The sequence below is a fragment of the Ignavibacteriota bacterium genome (assembly GCA_019637995.1).
Lineage (GTDB): Bacteria > Bacteroidota > Ignavibacteria > Kapaibacteriales > UBA2268 > JANJTB01.
On record JAHBUQ010000002.1, the window covers coordinates 837,164 to 862,853 of the forward strand.

20 protein-coding genes are annotated in these 25,690 nt (G+C 35.2%); 8 read left to right on the forward strand and 12 right to left on the reverse strand.

The annotated features are described in order from the left end of the window. Positions 1-67 precede the first annotated feature (67 nt). Positions 68-646 (forward strand): hypothetical protein, encoded by a 579-nt coding sequence (locus KF896_09625; protein MBX3043965.1) that lies wholly within the window; start codon positions 68-70, stop codon positions 644-646. A gap of 333 nt (positions 647-979) precedes the next feature. Here KF896_09625 and KF896_09630 read toward each other — a convergent pair whose 3' ends face one another. The 4 genes from KF896_09630 to dacB form a co-directional block, all read right to left on the reverse strand. Then, positions 980-1,828 carry a hypothetical protein gene (locus tag KF896_09630; protein MBX3043966.1) on the reverse strand — a complete coding sequence of 283 codons (849 nt, stop codon included), beginning with the start codon at positions 1,826-1,828 and terminating at the stop codon, positions 980-982. A 12-nt stretch (positions 1,829-1,840) separates the two neighbouring features. Beyond that, positions 1,841-5,857, reverse strand: coding sequence for a choice-of-anchor D domain-containing protein (locus tag KF896_09635; GenBank protein MBX3043967.1), 4,017 nt, complete (start codon positions 5,855-5,857; stop codon positions 1,841-1,843). Between the two features lie 162 nt (positions 5,858-6,019). Further along, positions 6,020-6,841: a carbohydrate ABC transporter permease gene (locus KF896_09640; protein MBX3043968.1), complete on the reverse strand. Its 822-nt coding sequence runs from the start codon at positions 6,839-6,841 to the stop codon at positions 6,020-6,022. Continuing rightward, a complete protein-coding gene (gene dacB / locus KF896_09645; protein MBX3043969.1) occupies positions 6,838-8,394 on the reverse strand; it encodes a D-alanyl-D-alanine carboxypeptidase/D-alanyl-D-alanine-endopeptidase in 1,557 nt (518 codons plus the stop codon). The genes KF896_09640 and dacB overlap by 4 nt, the downstream gene beginning before the upstream one ends. Positions 8,395-8,619: 225 nt before the next feature. Here dacB and KF896_09650 point away from each other — a divergent pair, with 225 nt between their 5' ends. Further along, entirely contained in the window at positions 8,620-9,162 is a 543-nt protein-coding gene (locus KF896_09650) for a hypothetical protein (GenBank protein MBX3043970.1), read from the forward strand. Here the strand turns inward: KF896_09650 and KF896_09655 are convergent. The 6 genes from KF896_09655 to rpsD all read right to left on the reverse strand — a co-directional run bounded on the left by KF896_09655 (position 9,159) and on the right by rpsD (position 17,013). Further along, a complete protein-coding gene (locus tag KF896_09655) occupies positions 9,159-9,767 on the reverse strand; it encodes a hypothetical protein (protein ID MBX3043971.1) in 609 nt (202 codons plus the stop codon). The genes KF896_09650 and KF896_09655 overlap by 4 nt on opposite strands. A 3-nt stretch (positions 9,768-9,770) precedes the next feature. After that, the gene (locus KF896_09660) at positions 9,771-10,244 is read right to left on the reverse strand and encodes a hypothetical protein (protein MBX3043972.1); all 474 of its coding nucleotides are present in this window, start codon (positions 10,242-10,244) and stop codon (positions 9,771-9,773) included. Between the two features lie 2 nt (positions 10,245-10,246). Then, the gene (gene murG, locus KF896_09665; GenBank protein MBX3043973.1) at positions 10,247-11,326 is read right to left on the reverse strand and encodes an undecaprenyldiphospho-muramoylpentapeptide beta-N-acetylglucosaminyltransferase; all 1,080 of its coding nucleotides are present in this window, start codon (positions 11,324-11,326) and stop codon (positions 10,247-10,249) included. A gap of 110 nt (positions 11,327-11,436) precedes the next feature. Continuing rightward, a complete protein-coding gene (locus KF896_09670) occupies positions 11,437-15,624 on the reverse strand; it encodes a hypothetical protein (protein ID MBX3043974.1) in 4,188 nt (1,395 codons plus the stop codon). A 140-nt stretch (positions 15,625-15,764) separates the two neighbouring features. Beyond that, on the reverse strand, positions 15,765-16,247 hold the full coding sequence (gene coaD, locus KF896_09675; protein ID MBX3043975.1) for a pantetheine-phosphate adenylyltransferase: 483 nt from the start codon (positions 16,245-16,247) through the stop codon (positions 15,765-15,767). Between the two features lie 163 nt (positions 16,248-16,410). Then, on the reverse strand, positions 16,411-17,013 hold the full coding sequence (gene rpsD, locus KF896_09680) for a 30S ribosomal protein S4 (protein ID MBX3043976.1): 603 nt from the start codon (positions 17,011-17,013) through the stop codon (positions 16,411-16,413). A gap of 172 nt (positions 17,014-17,185) precedes the next feature. On the opposite strand from rpsD, the gene deoC reads away from it, so the two are divergent. Continuing rightward, positions 17,186-17,860, forward strand: coding sequence for a deoxyribose-phosphate aldolase (gene deoC / locus KF896_09685; protein MBX3043977.1), 675 nt, complete (start codon positions 17,186-17,188; stop codon positions 17,858-17,860). Positions 17,861-18,040: 180 nt separating this feature from the next. Here the strand turns inward: deoC and KF896_09690 are convergent, their stop codons facing one another. Beyond that, entirely contained in the window at positions 18,041-18,400 is a 360-nt protein-coding gene (locus tag KF896_09690; protein ID MBX3043978.1) for a hypothetical protein, read from the reverse strand. Positions 18,401-18,525: 125 nt separating this feature from the next. Here KF896_09690 and KF896_09695 point away from each other — a divergent pair, with 125 nt between their 5' ends. Beyond that, positions 18,526-19,041: a nuclear transport factor 2 family protein gene (locus KF896_09695; protein ID MBX3043979.1), complete on the forward strand. Its 516-nt coding sequence runs from the start codon at positions 18,526-18,528 to the stop codon at positions 19,039-19,041. A gap of 95 nt (positions 19,042-19,136) precedes the next feature. Next, on the forward strand, positions 19,137-20,516 hold the full coding sequence (locus KF896_09700) for a dipeptidase (GenBank protein ID MBX3043980.1): 1,380 nt from the start codon (positions 19,137-19,139) through the stop codon (positions 20,514-20,516). Positions 20,517-20,578: 62 nt separating this feature from the next. On the opposite strand, the gene KF896_09705 is transcribed toward KF896_09700, so the two are convergent. Further along, positions 20,579-20,872, reverse strand: coding sequence for a zinc ribbon domain-containing protein (locus KF896_09705; GenBank protein MBX3043981.1), 294 nt, complete (start codon positions 20,870-20,872; stop codon positions 20,579-20,581). 368 nt (positions 20,873-21,240) lie between these two features. Between KF896_09705 and KF896_09710 the strand changes: the two genes are divergently transcribed. The 3 genes from KF896_09710 (at position 21,241) to purL (ending at position 25,685) form a co-directional block, all read left to right on the forward strand. After that, positions 21,241-22,110 carry a C40 family peptidase gene (locus KF896_09710; GenBank protein MBX3043982.1) on the forward strand — a complete coding sequence of 290 codons (870 nt, stop codon included), beginning with the start codon at positions 21,241-21,243 and terminating at the stop codon, positions 22,108-22,110. 218 nt (positions 22,111-22,328) lie between these two features. Next, positions 22,329-23,258: a leucine-rich repeat domain-containing protein gene (locus KF896_09715; GenBank protein ID MBX3043983.1), complete on the forward strand. Its 930-nt coding sequence runs from the start codon at positions 22,329-22,331 to the stop codon at positions 23,256-23,258. Positions 23,259-23,453: 195 nt separating this feature from the next. Further along, positions 23,454-25,685 carry a phosphoribosylformylglycinamidine synthase subunit PurL gene (purL, locus tag KF896_09720; GenBank protein ID MBX3043984.1) on the forward strand — a complete coding sequence of 744 codons (2,232 nt, stop codon included), beginning with the start codon at positions 23,454-23,456 and terminating at the stop codon, positions 25,683-25,685. Positions 25,686-25,690 lie beyond the last annotated feature (5 nt).

Genomic DNA, 25,690 nt, shown 5'->3' on the forward strand with positions numbered 1-25,690 from the left:
GTTTTTTTGTTAAATTGAAAACTTATTTTTGAAATATTTAAAAAATGTTATAAGGAGTTTGAAAAAGGTGAAAATATTTACTACGACAATTAGAATTTCATTAGTATCTATATTGCTGCTAATGTTAACATTGCCACTTTTTGCTCAGGACGATGACTGGCGGAGCAAGGAGCAGGTTGATACCAGATTCCCGTACCTAAAGGAAAAGTATGAAGATACCTTGAATTTAGATTTCGAGAAAGTATGGGAATCAGCAATCAAGTGTATTGAGGATATCAACTGTATGATTATAACAAAGAATCCGCGTGCTGGAGATGATGGTCTTTACAGAGGTACACTTCAATCTGACTACTGTGTATTTGCTCTGGGTGATACAGTATTGAGGAATCTTAAGTATTATAGTGTGGAACTTCCATTCATAAGAGGAGGGATATGGGAAAATGCAAGATTTCAGTATAAATTTATTATTCGTGAGCTTGAGGAAGGCGGTTGCTATGTAAGAATTACAGGCGAAATAAGCGGCAAAGAGCGACTTGTTACAAATAAAGTCCATTTCTGGCAATCAAATGGTTTCAAAGAATATCAAATGATGGAACGTCTGAAGATGGAATGTGGTCTGCCTCACGATTTTAAAGAAAATTTATAGTTTTAAATTGCATTTCTGTCCCGTCAGAAATTATTATGACGGGACAGAAATATTCATGTCCTCAAACTTAGTAACACCTTTCAAATCATACATCTAATATGTTTATACGGATGGAAATCCCTTTGTATAAAAACAGCCTTCTATAAATTACAATAATCCATTTAAGGCAAACCCCTGCTAAAGAAAAAACCGTTATATTATAACTACTGCTACATTTCGGTATATTGCCTTATCAATACAATGAGACATCATTATTTATAACATTCATACTAAAAAAAAGCACATCCTTTGTATAAGATGTGCTTTCAATAAAACTTTATTTAATTGACTGTGTTAGAGAGCGAATCTCACATCAACACCAACTTGCAGAGCATTTACACGCCAGTTTTCAGCAGTACTAAGGTTTGTAATGCCAAAATTATATGCAATCCCCGGTACAACAACAAAACCCGGAGCGGTTAATTCAAACTGCATACCTGCTTTGATACCGAATCTAAAACCACTTGATTCCGGTATTTCACCTTCTTTTACAATGATTGTGCGGTCGTTATCAACATATTGATAGCCAAACTGGTCAATAGCTCCTTGATTGCGTCTGAACTGAGCTTCAAGCGGCTGAACAAGTTTGTATCTTTGGTCCTGATTACGAGCCATAGCAAAGTCAAAAGTAGGACCCACAACAAACCCAAGTGGAATGCCAGGTATAGGATTGATTTTATACATTACTTCAGCAGTTACAAGCGAGTATGTAATATCCTGTGTGTGAAGTGTTGAAGAATTTATCACATCTTCTCCCTGAGGATTTCCTGCACCATCAACTATAGTGATCAATGACGGAATAGGGTTTTCTGACACTTCAAGACTTGCAGGCATAGTATTATATAATACTCTGAAAATAAATGAAGAAGTTGAAGATAATGCATCTTTACCTAAATGTTGTTCGAATGAAAGACCAACGAAAAAGCCGTTTGATTGTCCATCTTCAAATCTCGGACAAATGGCATCATCAAATGATGCTAAATCAACAGTATGCATCGAGCGATTATAGCCGAGAACAGGACCAATATAGACCGGCGGTCTTTTGTAATCGGGTACGAGCGGGTTGGAACCTTGCGAAAGCAGGTTGGAACCCGGTATCACCATAATTAAAATTAAAAAAGCCAGTAAAAAACGAAGCTTCATACAACACCTCTTTTATCTGATAATAACAAATAATATATTTTTTTGCAAAATTTCAGTTTCAAACTTCAGGAAATAAGTGCCGTTTGCAAAATTGCTGACATCGAATTCCAAAAAGCCGGTACCTTTATTTATAAAAACATTTTCTTTCAAAGTAAAATTTATTCCTAAACTGTTTGTTATGCTTACTTTGGCATTCTCAACTGCCTCAGGAAACATAGTTTTTATTCTTAGTATATCTCCCGCAGGATTTGGATAAATATTTGCATGTGGCTTATTTTTGTCAATTGTAACATGTCTTGCCTCAAATACACACACACTGTCAAGAAGGGTATTTAAAGTTGAACTGCCATCAATGAAGCATTTTCCGTCACTCACTGAAACATTCCAACTGCCTTCCAATTTATCCGAAAGTAGTCCTAAAAACTGTAAATCAACACTCCATTCCAAATTTTGAAAAATATTTATCAAATTTTCATTTGTAAAGAACACTAATTTATTCTTTGTTTTTGAAATATTCAAATTATATTTTAAAATTTCACCATTTTTGTTCAAATTTAATGAAATATTTTCGTTTCTGAGGAATAAATATGAAGAATTGACATCTAAAGTAAGATTAAATGAAGTTAGTGTGTCAATTGCATAAGGAAATTTTCCGCTAATTGTTAGCTCAATAATTTCACCTGCTGCATAAGAAATTTTGTTTAAATCATCAATATCAATTATATCCGAAATCGGATTAACTTCAAATTCTTCAGTCAAGGTATCCGTATCAAAGAACGTAGCGATAACTTTTACAATACCGCCTTTACCATTTTGGGCAAAAATTCTTATATCATATTCGGCAGTTTCACCTGTTTCGATAAATCTTTCTTCAAATCCTAATATCTCAGCAACGAAATCTTCATTCGACTTTTCAAGAGCAAGTCCTGTGAGCAAGGATTTAATTCCTTTATTATGAATTTTTACCTTTGCATCGGTATATACACACGCAAAAACCGAGCCGCTTTCTAAACTTATTTCAACATCATAATCATCAGGTCCACCGGCAGTGCCGCTTAGAATAACATAGGCAGTATCTCGGAGAAAGTTGACTTTCGCATCATGAATTACACCCAATGTCAATTCGTGAAATCCAATACGGTTTGGTTTAAATAAAATTGTAGCAGAATAGGAATTATTTTCCTGAATTGTAAAATTCTTCAAATTTTCTAAATTGAATTCAAAGGATTCAGTATCACCACCAACTATGAAAACCTCATCAATAGTCAATATTTCATTACCCTCGGAAAATATGATATCTTCTGTTAACTCTTTTTCGGAAAACACATTGATATTTCCAAAATTAACATTAGCTGTACGAATTTGAGGTAGTGTGGCTTTACCGAGAGCAGTTATCGTCAGTTCGGGGTGAAGTTCCCAATTTGTATTATATGATGCCGTAACCTCGTAGTCGTTCATATTGCTCATAGTTAGCTCAAGAGCAAGCTCCGTTGACGAATTTTTAGCTACAGACATCCCGTTTTTGAACTGAAGAATTTCTGAAATATTATCATCAATATTTATTGGAGTTAAAAACTCGCTAAAAATCACTTGTACATTCTGATTACCACTGTTAACCAATTCCTGAGTAATGGATTTACTGCTTCCGAGCCTGAATGCACCAAAATCGTAAACAAGACTTTCAACGAGAGGGGCTACTCCGGTACCTCTTATATCAGCATTGGTATTTATGCCGAATTCATTTATAAATATAACGTTTACAGAATAATCCATCCTCTCTTCAGGAGAAAAGCAGACCGGAATGTATAACGTTTCACCCGGTGCAAGAATGTATGGGAATATTCCTGTAGTGTCAATTTCAAATACTTCTTCAAACTTGAGTTCGGTAATCAGTACTTCAGAATTTCCGTTATTAGTAATCGAAATTGATGAGCAATTTGTCTTACCTACTTGAACTTCACCGAAATCAAGTCCACGCGTCTCAAGCTCGAGAGCAATCAAATCGCCTCTGTAAGGAATTTCAAATTCAACATCACATCCAAAAAACAAATTGACTTTACCATAAAATGAGCTGGAATTGCCTTTTGGGTCTAAGCAAATTTTAAATATGACTTCTTCATCAGGTGACAATACTTCAGGTATTTCAGGATTTGAATATAGTGAAATTCGGGAATCATTAGTAATTTGTGAACGAAGCAATTCAATTGCCCGTTTGCCATTGTTTTTGACTTTAAATTCAATACATAAGCTATCATTATAATCAATATTCGGAAGTAAAATTTCTTTAGGATATTCAATATTTATAGCATCATAGAAAAATACATATCTTCCCTTATTTCCACCTTTATCGAGATAATCAATAATAAATTTCCCATCCTTAAATTTATCAATTGGTTCGGCAGTAAATGTAATAACTTCAGCATCGGAACTTATAGGGTCAATTTTCCACTTATAATTAAATGTTGAGTCGGTTTGAACCCACGCATAATAAATGCCATAACTTTCGGAATTTATAACATCAGTAATAGTGCCCTTAAGGTTTCCGCAATCTTCCTGTACTGTAATCGTAGGGTCAATATTGTCATCAGAGAAAGGATTCTGAAGTGAGCAACCCAGAGTCATAGCATAGGAATCGAATCTACCTACACCGAAAAGTACTCCTGCAAATCTTCCTTCGAGGGAAATCAGCTCATGCTTTCCGGAAGATAGCGGAAGTCTTGCCCAAAATAAATTTGTGCCTTCAATGGGTTGTTGTCCAATCTCAGAAATTGAACTAACAAGTACTCCATCAAGTTTGAGAAAACCAAGTGCCTCTCTGCTTGCTACAACAGTAACATAATGGTCTGTGAACTTTACGCCTTCGGAATTGACGAAGCTTTCGTCGGGAGTATTAAACATAATCCTGTTGACAAATTGCTCTACAGGCGGGAGAATTACTATTGAAGGGTCATACAGAAACGATTCAGTTGTATCTGCAGTGCGGTACATAAACTGAGCGAGCTGTACAGGTGCTGATGCTCGCCAAAGCGCCGGCTGGTTCAAACCGGCAATCACCTGAGAAGTATTATTATTTAATCTGTATTCAATGTTGTTGCCACCGGTAAGGATGTCAACAACAACATTTTTATCTTTAGTCACAAGCTTGAAATAGTCGCCATTTTTAGGATTTGTACCAAAAGGTACAGAGACAAAAGTTTGTCCCCACGCAGAAGTCGGCATCAACATTTCAATTAAATGGTCTTTGGAGTCAGGCGGCTGTTGGGAATATCCCTGAGTCAGAGCAGATCTCACATGTCCGGTTAAGAATCCGACCGGCTTATCAGAGCGAACAATAGTGCCTGTCATATCGCCAAAGCCCCTTCCGTATTGCCATGACTGAACGAGGTAGCTCTGTCCTTTTTGGAGAGTTACTTCATAACTTTGACCAACTTGCATGACCTTGCGTGTAAGACTGCTCGGAATAATGGTTATCTTAGTATCGTCGTAAGCAGCCATAATCATAATTTGGCTCGAACGAGGAGTGTAATCTCTTATAGAATCAAGTATAGAAGTAATAGCTCCTGAGTGATACTGGTCATTTGGAAGAGATACAGCTATGTACTCTTTGCCCCAGTTTGATATTGGTATCACTGAATAACTGTCTGTCGAAAGCGGTATGCTCGAATATGCATATACAGCAATAGGATAATCACTGGTTATTTCAACTAAATTGCGTAATTTTTCTTCTGAGCGACTGTTTTCATAACCATTTGGAACTGTTATAGAAAGAATATCGTTCTTTTTAACAAGATATTGAACAGGGCTGAGTGTGCCGAACTTAACTTGAAGTGTGGCATCGTAATTTGATGAAATAAATATTTTTTGTTCAAGATTTTTTACCGGTGCAGCAATATTGGACTCATTCTCCATGAAGCCAACCATAAAGTGCAGACCTTCATAGGAGGAAAGTTTATATGACTCTGTATCCTCAGATTTGAGGATGTTGACAGAAATCAAAAACAATAATATGTAAAATATCCCTTTTTTCATTATCAAAAAATATCTTTTTATAACTTGTAATATTTTCAAATATAAATTTAGTAAATTTTAGTCAAATTAACTATTAGTTTTTGTTAATAATTAGCGAAATAACCCCAAAAAGTTATTTTTTTTAACAAATTAATGTTTTTTAACCTCTTTTTAAGTAAAATTTTACTCTTTCAGTGCTCCTGCGGTCAAACCTTTAATTATTTGCTTCTGGAAAAACAAGAAAATTATCAAAACAGGCAATGCTGAAATTCCTGCTCCAGCCATAAGATGTCCCCAATCAATTGACTGCTTTCCTAAATAAAATGTAAGCCCAACAGGCAATGTTCGGAAAGCATCATCAGTAGTAAATAAATAAGGGTAAAGGAATGAATTCCAGTTACCAAGAAAAATATAAATCGCAAGAACTGTAAGTATCGGTCTGCAAAGCGGCATTACAATTCTGAATAAAATATACCATTCACCGGCTCCGTCCATTCTTGCGGCATCTTCAATATCAGTAGGAATTGTAGATATATATTGCCTGATGAGAAAAATTCCGAATGGCATTACAAGCCATGGAACTATCAAAGAATAATAGGAATTAATCCATCCGAAATTTACCATCATTCTGTAAAGTGGTATCATTACAACATGGGGCGGGATTATCAGAACAGCAAGTACAGAGACAAATAAAAATTCCTTGGCAAAAAACTTCCTACGGGCAAAAGCATAGGCTACCATGGTGCATAAAATCAAATTTCCTGCCGTCACAACTGAAGCCACAAGGAATGAATTTAAAAAATATACTCCGAAAATATCTGAGCTTAGTGTATCAATGTAATTTTGTAAAGTAAAATCAGATGTCAGTAGCGCTACAAATGTAGAATATCTTTCCGGAAACTCTTTCAACGAAAGAAGTACCATCCAAAAGAGAGGAAATATCATCACTAATGCAACTATAAATAAGACTGTGTGAAGTAATATTGTGCGAAACTGCTTATTCATCTCCCTGCCGGATTATCAAGTGGTACTGTTTCAAAATAAAAATCTGACAGTATTTTACTAAGTTCATTCTCAATTAGTTTATAAACACCTACATTGGGACCGTTGAAAATAAATGCGAATACCAAATTATCACCGTCAAGAGTTCTGACATAACCTGCAAGTGCACTAACATTTCTTAAAGTTCCGGTCTTCCCGAGAAGATTTTTTTCGGCATTTGTACCTTTCATCCTTTTTCGTAAAGTGCCGTCTTCGCCTGCAATTGAAAGAGAATTTTTGAAATCATCATAAAATTCATAGTATGTTGCATTATTCAGAATGCCGATAAGTGACTCAGTCGTTACAACATTTCTCCTCGAAAGCCCTGAGCCGTCATTGAGTTTACATTTATTACATTCAATATTATCTTTGGTAAATAAGCTATCCATAAATTTGCGTGTTGACGGTGCATTATCATGACGATTACCGTAATTTGCACCAATCATTTTGAATAAAATCTCAGCAAGATAATTATCACTATCCTTATTTACAGGGTTGATTATGTCAAAAACGGGTCTTTTAAAGTCGGCTATATATTTGTAATCTGATTTAATAGAATCACTTTCAGCTCTGGAAACTACACCGAAATCACCATCAATTACAATACCGCCGGCTTTTAGTCTGTTTTTGAATGCACCAGCAATTGTTAATGGGGGATTATGTATCAAATGCTGATATGTAAAAGTAGAATTTGGCTTAATATTACCTGAAGTAATGAACTGCTGACGACCATCAGGCAGCATTTTTGTGTTTACTCTGATTCCGGCTTTTTTAGATTTTACTGTGCCCACTTTAGCATTATTAATAATTATATGCGAATCGGAAAATGGAATCACCTGAACACTCGGAGGGTCACCTGCTCTGGGACCTGCCTTGACAATTATGGTTGCAGCATTTCTGTCAATATTGAGAGCAGCTATAGGTGGTGTTGCCTGAACAACATCTTTATCGCGACTGTAAACAATTCTTTCAGTTTCATCATCATAGAATGTACCATCTGAATACACATTACCTGTAATTTTCCGAATACCTGATTTTCGAACTTTATCTGCTAATACTTCAAGGTCAGAAGTTGAAAACAGAGCATCACCTTTACCGTATATGTAAATATTGCCTTTTATGATACCATCGGGCTGTATTGTTCCGTCATGATAAACTTCTGTAGAAATATAGGCTTCCGAACCAATTTGTCTTAATAGAGTATATGTTGTAAATAGTTTTGTTGTGGATGCAGGTGTTAATAGTTTGTCAGCGTTCCGGCTGTAATACCATTTTTTTTGATTTAAGGAATATACACCAATTCCGAAGTTTGTCGAGCCAAGATTCTTTCCGTTGTTTGCAATTACAGCATTAAGAGAATTTGAGAGTTTGGTAAGAGAATATGAAGAATCAAGTGGGGTAAATCCGATATAGAAAGTTTCATTATGAACGATAGCAGAATCAATCCCGCCGTTTGATACTTTGCTATCAACAATAAAGAATATCAAAATAAACACTAAAGTTATCTTCAAATACATATTATTTTATATTTTTGCTTCTCAAAAAAAGCAAATCTAATGCTTTAAAATTTAAAAAAAAAATGAAAATTCTTTTTTTGCAGATTTTGAAATAGATAATTACAAAAACTGTAACAAAATGAGCGAAATTTAAATGAAATAGATAAAACGAAACTTAATTACACTATTTTTTTGACTATTTTGTTTATTCGCTTTTGAAATAATTGTTAATTTTGGGAGATTTTAATGAAATTCTTTGCAGATTTTAAATTTATAATATTAGTTTTACTTTCTGTTTCGATGATTATTTCTTGCAGCGAAACTGAAAAAGTCATTGAAGACGAAACCGACAATTCCAATGCCGAAGTATCAAAATTTGACGGAGATTTTACAAAAAGCATTATACCTTCAACAATTGCTTATTTCAATGAAGTCAAGGGTGGACTCAGCCGTGTTATAAGCTTTGAAGAAAAAAGCGATAGCAAATCTAAATATGTATCATTTGTTATGGAAACAACCAAAGGCGAAATTTTTCAGGCAAATGTTCACTACGAAGGCGAGTACAATCAAAGCGAACTAACAGCCCTGCATCCGTTTATAGTCATTTGCGAAAGCGATGATGATTGCAAAAACTGCGGATTTCAGACTACGGAAGAAGGAACTATGTGCGGATGTAATACTCCCGGAAGTGAAAGCCCGTGCGTTTTATCAATTGACCATGTCACAGACTATAATTTCTATATAAATTATCATGACTTAGGTATGGATTTACTTGATTTGCTCAACTAATTCGACCTGACTGTAAATAAAATTATAACGCTTAAAATTGCTGCAGAGACTAAAATTGCAGGTTCAAGTGCCTTCTCGTAGAATGTTTTTTTTCGGGGAGGTACTGCCGAATTGACATAAGTGGCAGAGCGGCTTTCGAGTAAAGGAACGTCTTCTCTGCTTACAATGTCTGAATTTTCAAGATGAAATGTTCTGACTCCTTTAAAATCACCATATAAAATTGCGTCAAACTCAATCTTCCGGTGAAGAGAATCTTTGCTTGATTGTATTTCATAATATTTGGTCTCGAACCGATTAATTTTTATTATATGAGACAGATGTTGCAATGTATCACTAATAATTTCAATATTGTTATTCAAACAAATATCAACCAAAGCCTTTTCGATTAGTCCCGATGCCTCAATATTATTTATCTCATAATTGATTTCTTTGTAATTTTGTTTGATATAGTTTTCAAATATTTTTTCTGCAAAATCAACTGCCATAGAGTCATAAATTTCGTAATTTGTTTTTGTAAATTGGATTGAATATTTCTCGGCAGCACCAGCCAAATGCATCGTTGAAATAAGTAATATTGTTGAAATTATAATTAAAGTTTTGCTCATATATCAGTTTATTTTTTTTGCCAGTGACTGTAACATCTTGACCATCAGAATTTCATTATCAAATGCAGACGGGCGAATTCTGAGCATAAGCTTTCTCTGGTTGACTTTTAATTTTATGACACTATATTTTCGCCGTGTCCTGAAAATTCGTTCCTTTGCAAAAATAATTTGTTTAATATCGTTTAATTTATAAATTTTCTCTCTGAAACGGCTTTTGAAAATGATGAAATCTTCACCAATTACTATTGCCCGCTTTCTTGAAAGACGGTAAAGAAGGGAAATTGTAGTACCAATTATTATAATAATAAGTAGCAAAACGATTGGATTTGTAGCATTGATTTCAAATCTGCCCTCTTCGATAGTGCCAAATGCCAAACTATAAACAATCAAAATCACACCATAGACAGCAATTGCTCTCCAGTAGAAATCAATCGTCTGTGTAAACTCAATTTCACTTTTTTTATTTTCTTGATTCATAATCAGCCAATCATTTCCAGTATTTTATTTGCAACATCTTTTGCGGCATCCGGTTTAGCGAGTTCTCCTGCACTCTCAGACATTCTTAAAAGCTTATTTTCATCTGCAACTAATTCATTGACGATACTAAGCAATTTAGAATTTAATTCATTATTTAAAACTAATTCCGATGCACCAATTCGAGCCATAATCTCGGCATTTCGAAGCTGTTCATTATTTGATGCAGAAGGCAAAGGTACAAGTACTGAAGGCTTGCCGGTAAGCGTAAGCTCTGATACTGTCGAAGCACCCGAACGGCAGACAATCAAATCAGCCGCAGAGTAATAAAGGGACATATCGTCAATATAATTATGCTGATGGATATTATCAGGAATATTATCTGAAAATTCAAAATTTCCACCTGTTTGCCAAATAATATCAGCATTTATTCTGCTTAAATTATCAAGATTTGCAGCTACAAATTCATTTATGGATTTAGCACCAAGACTTCCTCCAAAAATCAAAATCGTCTTTTTGTCAGGATTTATTCCGATTTTATTTTTCGCATCTTTTTTATTTATCGGTAACAAAAAGTCCTGTCTTACTGGATTTCCTGTAAAAAATATTTTCTTTCTCCATTTTTGAGGAAAATATTTTGCACTATCTTCAAATGAAGTAAATACGGCTTTGGAGCGGGCTGTAAGAAGCGAAATTGCTTTTCCGGGATTGACATTAGACTCCATCAGAAAAAGCGGCGTTTTAGATTTTGCTGCGGCAAATCCGGGGGGTATGCTTATATAAGCACCTGCAACAATAACTGCAGAGCACTTATTTTGCTTTATAAAATTATAGACTTTGTTTCTAGCTTTAAAAAGTTTTACAAAATTCTGTAGTGTTGCGGGGTTAGGCTTGAAGCTGAGTCCTTCAATATCAACAGGAAGAAATTCATAGCCAAATGCAGGAACTTTTGTACCTTCAATTTTATCAACTCTGCCTGCAAACGTAATTTTACATTCAGGTACGATTTTCATAAGCTCGCCTGCTACAGCGAGTGCCGGATAAAGATGTCCGCCTGTTCCGCCTGCTCCAAACAAAAAGTGCATATTTTTGAATTAATATATTTATTAAAGAAATAATCAATTTCAAAAATAAGTTAAATTATCTATAAATACCAAAAATAAATCATAACAGTATGAAAAATATTGACAAAATTTTACTTACTGATAAGTAATTTGCCTTTATCAACGAATGGTCCCGACTTAATTATATAATAATAAGCTCCGGAATTCAAAATTCTTGTGTCAATCATTGCGGAGTACTCACCTTTTTCAAGAAAATGATTAATCGCTTCAGTTACTATGATCCCGATACTGTTGTATATTATTAGCTCGGTATGAGCTGAAATTCCAATTCCGAAATTAATCTCGGCAACATTCCCGTAAACCGGATTTGGGCTTACATTACCAAGAAAATATTTATCAGAGCCGAGATTAATTACCCTCAAATCATTTCCACAAACAGGATTGATAATAACTCTTGAAATTGTATTATTGACTACTACACATTCATTATCAATCGGCTCAATAATATATTGAATATCAGTAAGTTCGGAATAATCATTCGGATAGTATAGTAAGAAATCAAGCCTGAACAGGTCACTATCTAGAGTAATTTCATCATTCGATATCGACTTGATTCTAAAATTCAACTTGCCAATTTCAGTAAGGTCTATTTTATGAATGCTGAAAGAACCTGCTATTTCAGGGCTTAGAGTAAGTGAAGCCAAATCAGGTTTCAGAATATGCTCATCGAATAATACTGATACACTGAGTTCGTTCAATTTCAATCCTTCAAGATTTTGATTCGTAGTAAACCTTACTTCATTACTGATAGTTTCGCCTATGCTTGCTGATTGCATTGCAGGGCTTGAAATCAAATCAGTCGTGTATCTGACAGGATTGCCATAGTATTTTGCTGATTTTCTCAAGGTTGGGCTTCGTGATTCTACCACAATAACTTCAATTTCATCATTTGCGATAGATATTGGTTTATAATTTAGTTCAATATTTTTTGATTCACCTGCTTTCAGGAAAAAACCATTTTTGAGTGATTTGTCGGAAAGAGTAAATTCAGCAGAATACTCATCAATAAGCACTTCTGCAATTTCAATATCGCGTTTACTATTATTCTTAACTTCGCCAGAGATTATAGTCTCAAACCCAACACAAGCTTCACCGATTCCTCCACTGAAAGTGAGAGCCTGTAACATACCATTGCCAATTAATTGAATATTTGCAGTGTCAATGCCATCGCTGATGATTTGCATTGTTGCTTTGTGTTCACCTTCAATTCCTGGCACAAATCCGGCAACCAATATATAAGACCTGCCAGGCAGAAGTTGTATTGGAAAGTTTGCAACTTGTTTGTCTATCTTGAAACCACTATTTCCGAAATACGCCCATTTTTCTGAAATTTGCTCTTCATTGTTCGTAAAAAAGTCGTAAATATTAGCAGTATCAGCATACTGCCATTCTTCCTGTGAGAGATTTTTTATTTCAATTCTGCGGATTGATGGAGCATCATAATTGTCAACAATTGTTGTATCAAACGTTATAATTTGAGAATTTATTCTCGGCACAGTACCAAATCCGGATAGCTCCGATATTGTAATACTTCCGAAATTATTGATATATCTAATTTTTAGATAATGTTGACCTATTTTAACAGGTCTGAAATTTACTTTGAAATCGAATTTTTCACCAGCCGGAATTCTGAGGTTAGTGAATACCTGACGATTAAACTCAAATGCTTCAGGACTTACTGCATCAGAAATTTCAATACCGGAAATTAATATTTCTGCATTACCTGTGTTTTGAAGTGTGATACTGCTTGTTTGATTTTCAATTTGATACGGACCTGATGGGAACTCATTTCTGAAAATCCGCTTACGTCCCCAGTCATAAGAGCCTGCAACAAGTCCGGGTTCTATGCTTCGTGCTTTAATGAGGCAAATATTATCACGTGAAATTGCATCGCTGAGTATTACAACTGAATCGGCATAATCCCCAAGTCTTGACGGCTCAAAAATTACAGCCATTGTGAAATTCTCGCCTGGCTGAAGTGTAACAGGTGAATCAGTTGAAAATTCCCTCTCGAATACAATTGAAAAATCACTGTTTGTTGGAGGAAGATAATCTTTCAGGATAAGCTCCGTTACACCGGTATTTGAAATTATTGAATAAGCTGTATCAATTCCGCCAATTGTTAAGTCACCAAAATAAACGTCAGTTACTTCAATTACAGGGCTGCCGACAGTCGCTTCAACCATCCCTGCAAAAAAGAACCTGCAATTATCACCAAATCCGATGGAATCAATAAATGTTCCAATTTCAGAAGGAGAAAATTCAACATGAAAAGTATATGATTCATCTTTCTGAATTTTTAGAGGCAAATCCGAATTATCAGAAATTCTGAAACCATTGCTTCCTGATTGAAGTTCTAATTTGCTTAATGTAAAAATAGAATCAGAATTATTTATAATTCTAAACTCTCTTGACAGTTTATCATCGCCGATTTTGAATGAGCCATAATTTTCATACTTCTTCCGTAATTCGGTATTTTGTGCTTTGTAGAAAATATCGGCTTTGCTGAAATTACCTGCAAAATCCCAAAAAAGTACAGATGCTTTTGCGTCTTTATTTAGATCAACTATACGAATAGACCACTCGGCTTTGCCAGTAATTCCCGGCAATATCTGCTCAAAATTACCTCTTACTACGTTCATTGATTCGTCGCTAAGGAAAACCGAGCCTGCAAGATTACTCCGAATCTCGGCATCTTCCGGCATATCTTCGGTTATGCCATTAATAATACCATCGCAATTTATATCCCATGAGATGTGTGGAGGGTCTTTGTCCTCAGAGTTCAGCAAATCCAATTTTAATCCTGCGGTAGAACCATAAGCCGAGCTTGAATTATAACCGTAAAAATATGCTGTAAAACTGCTTGAGCTTTTTAGTACATAGCTTCCTGTTGCTTCGGGTTTGATTACAAGCAATGCGTATTCAGTCCCAGTAAATCGGAAAGATTCGAGCCTTGCCTCAGAGCGTAAAGTTTTATAATTCAATTTTCCAAGTGAGTATTTTCCAATTAAAAAATCTTCCGGAATACTGCCATCAGAATCTGTTTTGTAAATAATATTCAAATAATTATTAGCAAATGTAGGTGAAGGTAACTGTGCAGGAATAGAAAAGTGCATCTCCTTTTGAAAATGTTCAACGGGAGTGATATTCATCTGGAATGGTGCTCCCGGAGGTTCGGGAAGTCCGTCTTCTTCAACACCTGAATTATACAGAACAACATTAATAGGTTTATCGCTACTGATTCTACCGAAATTATTGCCCGTGATTTCATTCATCCTAACTTCAAAGTAACCTTCTCCAATAATTCCACCGGACTTTGAAATTGTGCCATAAAAAATGCCGTCAATCATAACATCAGTCATTGGCTCCTTAGCATAAATTCTTACAACAGGACTATACTTCCTGCCGTAAACATTTGGTATGTAGTAGGTTTTTCCCCAAGTATATGTTGGTATTTCTGCTTCTGCAAGGTAACCCGAATATTTATTTATTAAAGGAATATTTGCTGAATAGCTACCTGAAATTACTGCTACCGGCTTACTTGAAGAAACCTTGCTACCGCTTAGGTCAGCATCACGACCCTTTGAGGAAATCATCCAGACATCGCCTTTGTTCAAAATTTTCTTGATTGTTTCGCCGGGTTTCTGCCCTGAAGAAGTCTCGGTTGAAGAATTGCCACCAAGTGTGAAATTCACTTCAGTACCGTCATAAGCGGCAACTATGCCTGAAAGTGACGGGAAGCTGTTATAAACAGGATAATATACTGAAGCATCGCCATAAGAAGATACGATATAATCATTTCCTAATACATTCACAGGTAGTGCAAGAAATCCTTCGCCGGTCGAATTATATCTTACAACCACATTTACAGACACCGGATATTCAGATTTTATGTAAATGCCCGCCCCCTTGTAAATTTCGCTTGGGAATACAGGATCAAGTCCTGTCTTTATATATGGCTGAGCTGTTTTTGGTTCGATATTAAATTCATAGCTTATGCCTGGAAGTACTTTAGCTGTTCGGGCATAATTCTTTCCGGGCACTTCGACACGAACATTAGTTTCTGCATCTGAATTTACAAATATCTTGACGAAATTGCCTTCAGTATTGCCTGATTCAATTAATGCAGGCGGTACAGTCAGCCAAAATTCTGTTCCGATATTGGAATTAACAAAACGGTTGTACTCCGCTGAAACTTCTGTGAAATTCAGCAGTGAAAGGATAATCAACCAGATTAAATACTGTAATTTTGTCTTCATAATTTGCTACTCCTTTTTAGCAAAAGAGCAATTTTCAAAAAACTAAAATAGTTTTTGCAACTTCATACAATAAGAGTAACACATTAACTTGAAAAATGTCTCAAAAAAAATTGTTTTTTTCACTTTTTTTTGAAAATATTTTAAAAATTAAATTTTTCTTTCAATTTTGCAGCTACCAAATGCGGAACAAATTCACTTGTATCTTTTCCATATTTAGCCATTTCACGAATAATACTTGAATTCAGATATGTATATTTTTCATGAGGTGTCAAAAATACTGTATAAATATTTGGTGATAATTTTCTGTTCATAAGTGCAATCTGAAATTCATACTCAAAATCAGAGACCGCTCTTATACCTCTAACCATAGCGATTGCATTTTTTTCCTCTGCAACTTCGACAGTAAGCTTATGATTGATAATTACATCCGCATTTGGTAGATGCTCAAGAGCAGATTTAATCATTTCGAGTCGCTCCTCTTCAGAAAAAAGAGTAACTTTTTTGGAATTTACGGCAATTACCACATAAACTTTATCGAACATTTCACATGCCCTTTCTATTACATCAACGTGTCCGTTTGTAATCGGATCGAATGTTCCGGCATAAATAGCTGATTTTGACATATTAATCTTAAATTGAATTATATTATTTCAAAAAAACCAAAAATACGATTATTTTTTTAAATTACGTATAATTGATTATAATTATTTCAAAATAGCGATATAAAAATAAAGAAAGCCTTCGCCGTATAAGGGAGAAGGCTTGAAAAAATAACATTTCAGAATATTATCTTGAGTAATACTCTACTACAAGGGGAAGTTCACATTGAATTGGAACTTCTTCTTTATGAGGTATGTAAGATAATTTTGCTGAGAAATCTGCTTTAGATACTTCAAGATATGGCGGAGCATTGACTAATCGTATAGTTTCCTGAATAGAATCAATTTTTCTGCTTTTTTCTTTAACAGAAATCAAATCGTTAACACGTACGTGATAAGAAGGAATAGTTACTCTCCTACCATTTACAAAAATGTGTCCATGACCGATAAACTGTCTTGAAGCATAAATTGTCGGTGCAAGACCTGCTCGATATACAAGTGCGTCAAGTCTTGTTTCAATCAACTGTACCAGCAGGTCAGCTGTGTTACCTGTCTGCGAAGCGGCTTTTTTATAGAAATTAGCCATCTGTTTTTCAGACAAGTTGTACTGCAAACGCAATCTCTGTTTTTCTAACAATTGGCGACCATAGTCAGATTGCTTGGCACGTCTTTTATTGCCACCATGTGCTCCCGGAGGATATGGCTTGCGCGTTGACACTTTTCCGGCTTTCGGGGTCAGGTTTATTCCGAGTTTCCTCGATATTTTTACTTTAGGTCCAGTATAATTCATTAGATCCTGCTGTATAAAGTTTAAAAATACTTTATTTCAACTTACAAATTTTAGAACTACAAATATATGTATATTTATTAACATAGCAAAATAATTTTCAATTTTTTACTAAATATTTTGTATTTATGTATTCTAATATGTATCAAATTTCAAAAAAGTAATAAAAATGAATATTAGTAGGATTGAATTAGCAAAAACTATAGACAGTACCATATTAAAACCGGATTCAAAGTATTCAGATATCGAAAATCTTTGCCGTGATGCAGCTAAATATCACTTTGCATCTGTATGTGTACTACCCCGCTATGTCGGCTATGCTGCGAATCTTCTTGACGGCTCGGGTGTAGCAGTATGCTCTGTAGTAGGATTTCCTCTCGGTGCAAATTATATAAGTACTAAGATTGAGGAAGCAGAATCGCTAATTGAAAACAGATGTACCGAACTGGATATGGTTATCAACCTCCCTGCCCTTATGAATAAGGAATTTGCTTATGTCAAAGAGGAAATAGAAGCTCTTGCCGAACTTTGCCATTCGAATGATGCAATATTAAAAGTTATCATCGAAACCTGTCTTCTAAGTGATTATCAAAAGATTGAAATGTGCAAAATTATCACCGAAGCCGGTGCTGACTATATAAAAACATCTACAGGATTTTCTTTAGCGGGTGCAGATTTGAAAGACATTTATCTTTTCAGGGAGTTTATCGGAGAAAATGTCAGAATAAAAGCATCAGGAGGCATTAGAAATCTTGAGCAGGCATTGACATTTGTCGAAGCCGGTGCTTCAAGAATTGGTACCAGCTCCGGAGTTAAAATTATCGAAGAATTACCAGAGGAAAAAGCGTAAATCAGATTCAAAATAAAATCCAAAAACAAGGCAAATAAAAACATGGCTGTCTCAGAAGCATATTTGTAAGACAGCATTTTATTGCCTTGATGATATATTTTATTCAACGCCATAAATCCGGAAATTAATTACCGGATTGGCAAATTTAAATAACTAGTTCAAATATTTTCAAATATAAAATTAATTTTCCAGTATCAACTGAAGAAAAGTTTCAGCCGATACATTTGCCTGAGCTTGTGAACCGAAATTTTTCAAATTATCAGAATAATTATCAGAATTAATTTCTGATAATACTTTTACAGCTTCTGCATAAGATTCAATTGGAGCATTTTTAGACATTCCGAGGGGGTGACTATTGTCCACTTGAATATTATTAACCAGCTTGTCAATGGCGCCAATAAGGATTTCCTCTTGCCAATTGTTCAGTTTCTTGCTGTTATTTCCGTAAGAAACATCATTTTTTTGCTTAGCAGGGTCGAACTTAATTTCCTTAGGAATATAAGTTTCTACAACATTTGTAGATATTTTTGCAATATTCATTTGGTTATTCCTTTTTATTTTATTATTTTAACATATTGAAAATTGACAATTATAATATAATGTTTTTTGACAAATCTTGTACCAAAGTTCTTTTAAATAAAAATTTACTAAAAAGGAGTAGAAAAATGAAGAGATTATTGTTACTCATTTTGGCATCACTTATAGTTTTGAGTGCATGCAGTCCTAAAAAAACTTATCTTTCACCACTTGAATTAGAGGAGGAAAAAGAACAAGTAAAAAAAGTTATAGAAGACTATCACAGAGCTTCTGAAGATAAAAATTTTGGCAAAGTTGTAGAAACACTTGCTGACGAAGTAATATTTTTTGGTACCGATTCATCTGAAGTTATTAAAACATTTGCTGATTTCAAAAAAGCTATTGAAAAACAATGGCAGGATTACGACAAAATTGATTATGGTGAACTTCGTGATGTTTCTATCCAAATGGATGAGGGTGCAACTTTAGCTACAATAATTTATGGTGTCAATTCTGATTTTATACGTGGTGAAGAAACATATAATTATTACCTCCGCATAGCACGTATTTTAAAGAAAAAGAATAACAAGTGGCTAATTGTAAGCGGTATTGTAGGCATAGTACGACCTGACGCACCATATCAACAAAATGGTTCAGTCGAATAATAAAATAAAAATTGTAAATAGTTGTTATTACCTTTGGAGTTCTAAATCAGGAACTTCAAAGGTTTTTATTTATAAATAATTTTAGGAAAACTTCTATGGATAGGGTATTATCTTACATTGAGGCAAATAAAGAAAGGCATTTAGCAGAGCTTTTTGATTTTTTAAAAATTCCGAGTGTCAGCAGCGTCCCTGATAATGCACTCCATGTAAGAGAGTGTGCGCTTTGGCTTGTTGACCATATAAAAAATATTGGTATTGAAAATTGCAGGCTAATGGAAACTCCCGGTCATCCTATTGTTTACGGTGAGTGGCTCAGTGCCGGAAACGATGCTCCTACAGTACTTGTTTACGGTCATTACGACGTACAGCCCGTTGACCCGTTGGAATTATGGAAATCTAAGCCATTCGACCCGACAATCAAAGATGGCAAAATTTTTGGCAGAGGTACATCTGACGATAAAGGTCAGGTATTCACTCACTTGAAAGCAATAGAAACACATTTAGCTATTCATGGTAAGCTTCCTGTAAATATCAAACTTTTGATTGAAGGTGAAGAAGAGTGCGGCAGTAGCCACCTTGAAGATTTTATAAAAGAAAATAAAGATTTGCTCAATTGCGATACTGTACTTATTTCCGATACAGAATGGTTCAGCGACGGATTGCCCTCTATTTGCTACAGTCTAAGAGGAATATCATACATTGAGGTTTTTGTAACAGGTCCAAATCGTGACTTGCATTCAGGTACTTACGGCGGTGCGGTTGATAATCCTATTCAGGTTCTCGCTGAAATGATTGCAAGCCTTAAAGACAGCTACGGAAGAATTACGATTCCCGGATTTTATGATGATGTACTCGAACTTTCAGATGACGAACGTAATGGATTCAAGCTTCTTCCTTTTGATTATAAAGAATATTGCGATGACCTTGAGGTTGGTGGTGGTAATGGAGAATACGGTTACTCTACCCTTGAAAGAACATGGGCACGCCCGTCATTGGATGTTAATGGAATTGTCGGCGGATATACTGGTGAAGGTGCAAAAACTGTTCTTCCGTCAAAAGCATCTGCCAAAATATCTATGAGGTTAGTACCACACCAGAATTATCAGGATATATCAAATAAAATAACTGAACATTTGTTGAAAATAGCTCCACCAACCGTAAGAGTTGAAGTTAGTCAATTGCATGGAGGCAATCCTGTTCTGGTTCCGAGAGACAGTATTGGTGTTAAGGCTGCTATGACTGCACTCAAAACAGCTTTTGGAATTGACCCGGTATTTATGAGAGAAGGTGGCTCTATTCCAATTGTAAATGTGTTCACTCTTGAGCTTAATTCGCCTACAGTATTGATGGGGCTTGGGCTCCCGGGTGATAATATACACTCTCCGAATGAAAGTTTCGCTGTAGAGAATTTTTACGGTGGAATAAGAGCATCTGCAATATTTTTTGATGAGTATAGTAATATCAAAAAGATTTAAAAATTGTTCGGATGTAAAGGGTAAGAATTTGGGGCTGATATTATACTCAGCCCCTCTTTAAATTAAGCTACATTTGTTTTGGATGGTCCGCAGCCGCAAGCACCTGAGGCACAACCATGAGTACTACCCGGGTCTGAACTGTCTTTACCTTTTGAGGTATAGTCTGTCTGATAAAACCCGGTTCCCTTAAAAACAAGTCCGACATTTTTGCTCAAAATTCTTTGAACACTGCCTTGACCTTTAACTTCTGACTTGCAGATATCTTCAGGGCAATTTGTAAGAGCATTATCTGACATACTCTGTTTATATTCAAAAACCTGACCGCAGGTATTACATTTATAATCATAAACCGGCATAATAATAAACCATAAATTTGTTTCAAAATATATTTATTGACGAAAACTAAAACTATAAATTTTATATTGCCGTCAAGCAATGTTGAGAAAAAACATTATGACATTAAATCGTCAATTTTAAATAAATTAAATTGCTTAAAATTAAAAAAATCAAAAAAAAAATTTTTTGTTTGAAAAAAAATCCGTTTATTTGTAAACGCAAAATGTGCAATTTTTTACACAGTTTGTTGAATTGTTCAGTAATTAGCAGAAATTATGACATACTGTGAATTAAAGTTGATATTGAAAAGAGAAATAGAATTGGCAGAATTATGTGAATATATTTCAAAAATTGAATTTTGTAAAATTTTAAATAATGTGGAGAACGCATGAGTACAAAAAAAACTATTTCCCCACGAGTAATACTGACTTTTTTCTTAGCTTTCGCTTTTATATTTGCAAATATTAGCGATATGGAAGCTGCACGCAGGAAAAAGCGTAGCTATAACCCCAACAAAACTAGACAACAGGCGATTGAAATAATTCGCTCAACTTCAGAACAAGTTAGTGAATTAGCCGGTTTGGAGCCCAAAATATCTGATGAAGAAAATTCAGAAATCAATGAATTAATCAACGACGACGGCGAAATTTTAACAGTTGACGGCGATATAGGTGAAGACCTTGAAGAGCTCGAAACAGAAGACGACGTTACCGTTGATTTAGATGACTTCAAGATGATGTGGCTTTCTTTTATTGATAGCAATGAAGGCTCTGATGTGACCGCTGCCGGAATTTCAAAGTCAGACCTGATGTACATTATTATGGATTGGCTCGGAACTCCGTACAGATTTGGAGGTACTACCCGCAGAAATGTGGATTGCTCCGGGTTTACTCAGAAAATCTTTTTAGCTGCAGCTGATATTATGATACCACGTGTGGCTCGTGAGCAGGTTAATATAGGCGACAAAATTAATCGTAAAAACCTTGAATTCGGTGATATGGTTTTCTTCCATACTTACTCCCGTCGCTTTGCCTCACATGTTGGAATTTATTTAGGCGATAATTTATTTGCACACGCAAGTTCCAGGCACGGCGTTACAGTTTCATCGCTTGAAAGTTCATATTATAAAAAGAATTTTATCGGTGGAAGAAGAATTAATGCCCGCGATGTTGCCAACTACAGTATCAACAAAAACAGCACTCAGCTTAACGCAACAGACAATCCCTCAAAGCAGTCTCAGGCTGAAAAAAGTCGGTAATCAAGTAAATTTGATTGAAAAATTTTTATGAAGAGCTATACCGTTCAGGTTTAGCTCTTTTTTGTAAAGAAAATTCACAATAATTTGATAAAAAATAACAAGAAAAATAAATTTTACTTTTTATTCAAATAGTTTTTAATTATATTGAATTTAGAAAATATGTATCTTTGAAAATAGTTTTATATTGTAATTTATAGTCATTTATCTCGGAGGTTAAAATGAATACGGATGTTGGTGAAACTGATATCAAAATCTACTACTCGCTCGAGAAAGCACTTCTCGAGCCGGAAAATGTAAAAATATTAGATCTGCATTATAAAGATCTTGATACTTTCCCTGAAGAAATTTTCCGACTAACCAATCTTGAAGAACTTATTATATGGAATAACCAGTTAGAATATGTTCCCGAAAAGATTTCAAAACTCAAAAAATTAAAAAAACTTGACCTAAGCGGTAATAGAATTATTACATTGCCTGCAAGCATTTCTGAACTTCAGGATTTAGAAATATTGGTTGTCAGCTGGAACAGGCTAACGGAGCTGCCGGAATCAATCGGAAGACTAACAAAATTAAACAGACTTGGTTTAAATAATAATAAAATCAAGGAACTTCCCGATTCAATAGGCAACATTATCAGTCTTGTTGAATTGGTTGTTAGTGAAAATGATTTGAGAAATTTACCTGATACAATCGGTGATTTAAGTAACTTAGAAAAGCTAAGAGCACCGGGCAATCATTTGACAAAACTTCCTGAATCGCTAGGAAAACTAACAAAATTAACTAAATTGGAAGTTCACGAAAATAATATTACTGAACTTCCTGAAAATATTGGTAATCTGGTTAGTCTGGAAAAAGCAAGATTGTTCAAAAATCTTTTAGTTGCTCTACCTGAAAGTTTCTGTAATCTCAACAAATTACAAAAGCTGCTCTTATATGAAAACGAATTAAAATCTCTGCCGGATAGAATTGGTGCATTATCAAATCTTGAAGAACTGGAACTTGGTTTTAATTATCTGACTGAACTTCCGGAAAGCATTGCAGGACTTGAAAAGTTGAAATATATAAGTTTGACAAGTAATGAATTTTCTGAAGAATCTAAACAAAATATTATTGCTAAATTGCCAAATACAAGAATTGATTGGTATTAATCAATTTATATATTTTGCTGTAATATATAATATTTCTAAATAAGCTAAAACCTTCCGAAGTTTTTATGACTTCGGAAGGTTAATTTTTTGAATTAATTGATAAATAGAATTATTATGCGATAATTCAAATTAAAAGTACATAAAAACGTTTTTTAAATATTATAAACTAATTATTTAGTAATCTATCTTTAAACTATGAGCAACGAAAATCAACTCTATAGCGAGATTGAAGTAACAGTCGAAACAGCAAGAGAGCTCGGACTTACTGAAGCAGAATATCAACGCATACTTGAAATTTTAGGTCGAACCCCAACATATACCGAATTAGGTGTTTACAGCGTCATGTGGAGCGAGCATTGCTCTTACAAAAACTCAATTAAGCAACTGAAAACACTCCCACGCTCCGGCAACAGACTGCTTGTTGAAGCAGGCGAAGAAAATGCAGGACTTGTTGATATTGGTGATGGTTATGCAATTGCCTTCAAGATTGAAAGCCATAATCATCCATCAGCTATTGAACCGTTTCAGGGTGCTGCTACAGGTGTTGGCGGTATCCTTAGGGATATTTTTACAATGGGTGCAAGACCAATAGCGGCGTTAAATTCTCTGAGATTTGGAGAACTAAGTAGTCCCCGTACTCAATTTTTGCTTTCGGGTGTAGTTCATGGAATCAGCCATTATGGTAACTGCTTCGGCGTTCCAACCGTTGGCGGAGAGATTTATTTCGATTCATGTTATCACGACAACCCACTTGTAAATGCAATGGCAGTCGGAATTGTAAAGGTTGATAAAACTGCATCAGCGGCATCGGCAGGAGTTGGTAATCCTGTTATGATTCTCGGCAGTTCGACCGGGAGAGATGGAATACACGGTGCATCACTGCTTGCATCAAGAGAATTTGATGAAAAAACAGAAGATATGCGTCCAACTGTGCAAGTCGGCGACCCATTTGCCGAAAAACTACTTCTCGAAGCCACTTTAGAGCTGATTGATGCAGGAACTATCGCAGGCATACAGGATATGGGTGCAGCCGGAATATCTTGCTCTACATCTGAAATGAGCGCAAAGAACGGATTGGGTATGATTGTTGACCTTGACAAAGTCCCACTGAGAGAATCTGATATGAGCGCTTATGAAATTATGCTTTCCGAATCTCAGGAACGAATGCTGGCTGTAATTCATCATAACAAAGTTGAAAAAGCAATAGAAATTTGCAATAAATGGGACGTACCTATTACTCAAATTGGTAATGTTACCGATGACGGAATTCTACATATTACCAGAAACGGTAAAAAAGTTGTTGAGCTCGAAGCTGATTACCTTGTTCTCGGTGGAGGCGCTCCGCAATATGACCGCGAATTCAAAGAACCCGAATATTTGAAGATAACACGAAGCTATGATACTAAATCAGTTTCAGAAATGAAACCTGATGTATGCGATTTTAAAGAAATTATAAAATCCCCGACAATTGCTTCAAAAAAATGGATTTTCGAACAGTATGATTCACAGGTTCGTACTAATACAGTAAATATCAAAGGCGATGCTGCAGTTATTAGAATCAAAGAAATTCCAGGTAAAGCTATTGCAGTCAAAACTGATTGTAACAGCAGATTTACGTATTTAGACCCTTATACAGGTGGTATGGCTGCAGTGGCTGAAGCGGCAAGAAATGTCGTTTGCGTTGGTGCCGAGCCCGTTGCAATTACTAATTGCCTGAATTTCGGAAATCCTTACGACCCTGAAGTATTCTGGCAATTTCGTGAGGCAGTCCGTGGTATGGGTGACGCTTGTCGCAGACTGAATACACCCGTTACCGGAGGCAATGTAAGTTTCCATAATGAATCTAAAAATTTTGCAGTATATCCGACTCCTACAATCGGAATGCTTGGAATAATTGAATCTTTAGATGACATAATGACTTATGAATTTAAGAAAGAAGGTGATATAATAGCACTCGTTGGCTTTGAAAATTGTGAAGTTGGTGGCTCTGAATATTTGAAATTATACGCCGGTGAAGTAACAGGTAATGCTCCACAACTCAATATTGAGAATGAGCTGAGTCTTCAAAAAGTTATACTCGCAGCAATTAAATCAAAACTTATTAATTCCGCTCATGATATAAGCGAAGGTGGTCTTGGTATTTGTCTCGCCGAAAAAGCCATTGCCGGAAATATTGGCTGCACTGTTAATCTTAGTGATTTAACGGTCGGACGAATTTTTGGCGAGTCGCAGAGTAGAGTCGTAGTTACACTTGACAAATCAAATCAAGTTGAATTAAGCAAGATTTGTGAAGCTAATAATGTCCCTGTAGAAATAATTGGACAAGTTGGTGGCGAGTTTGTCAGTATCGAAGGCTATACAAAGTTAAGTCTTGATGAAATAAAAAATTTATATGAAAATGCAATTCCAAATTTAATGAATAAATAAAGATT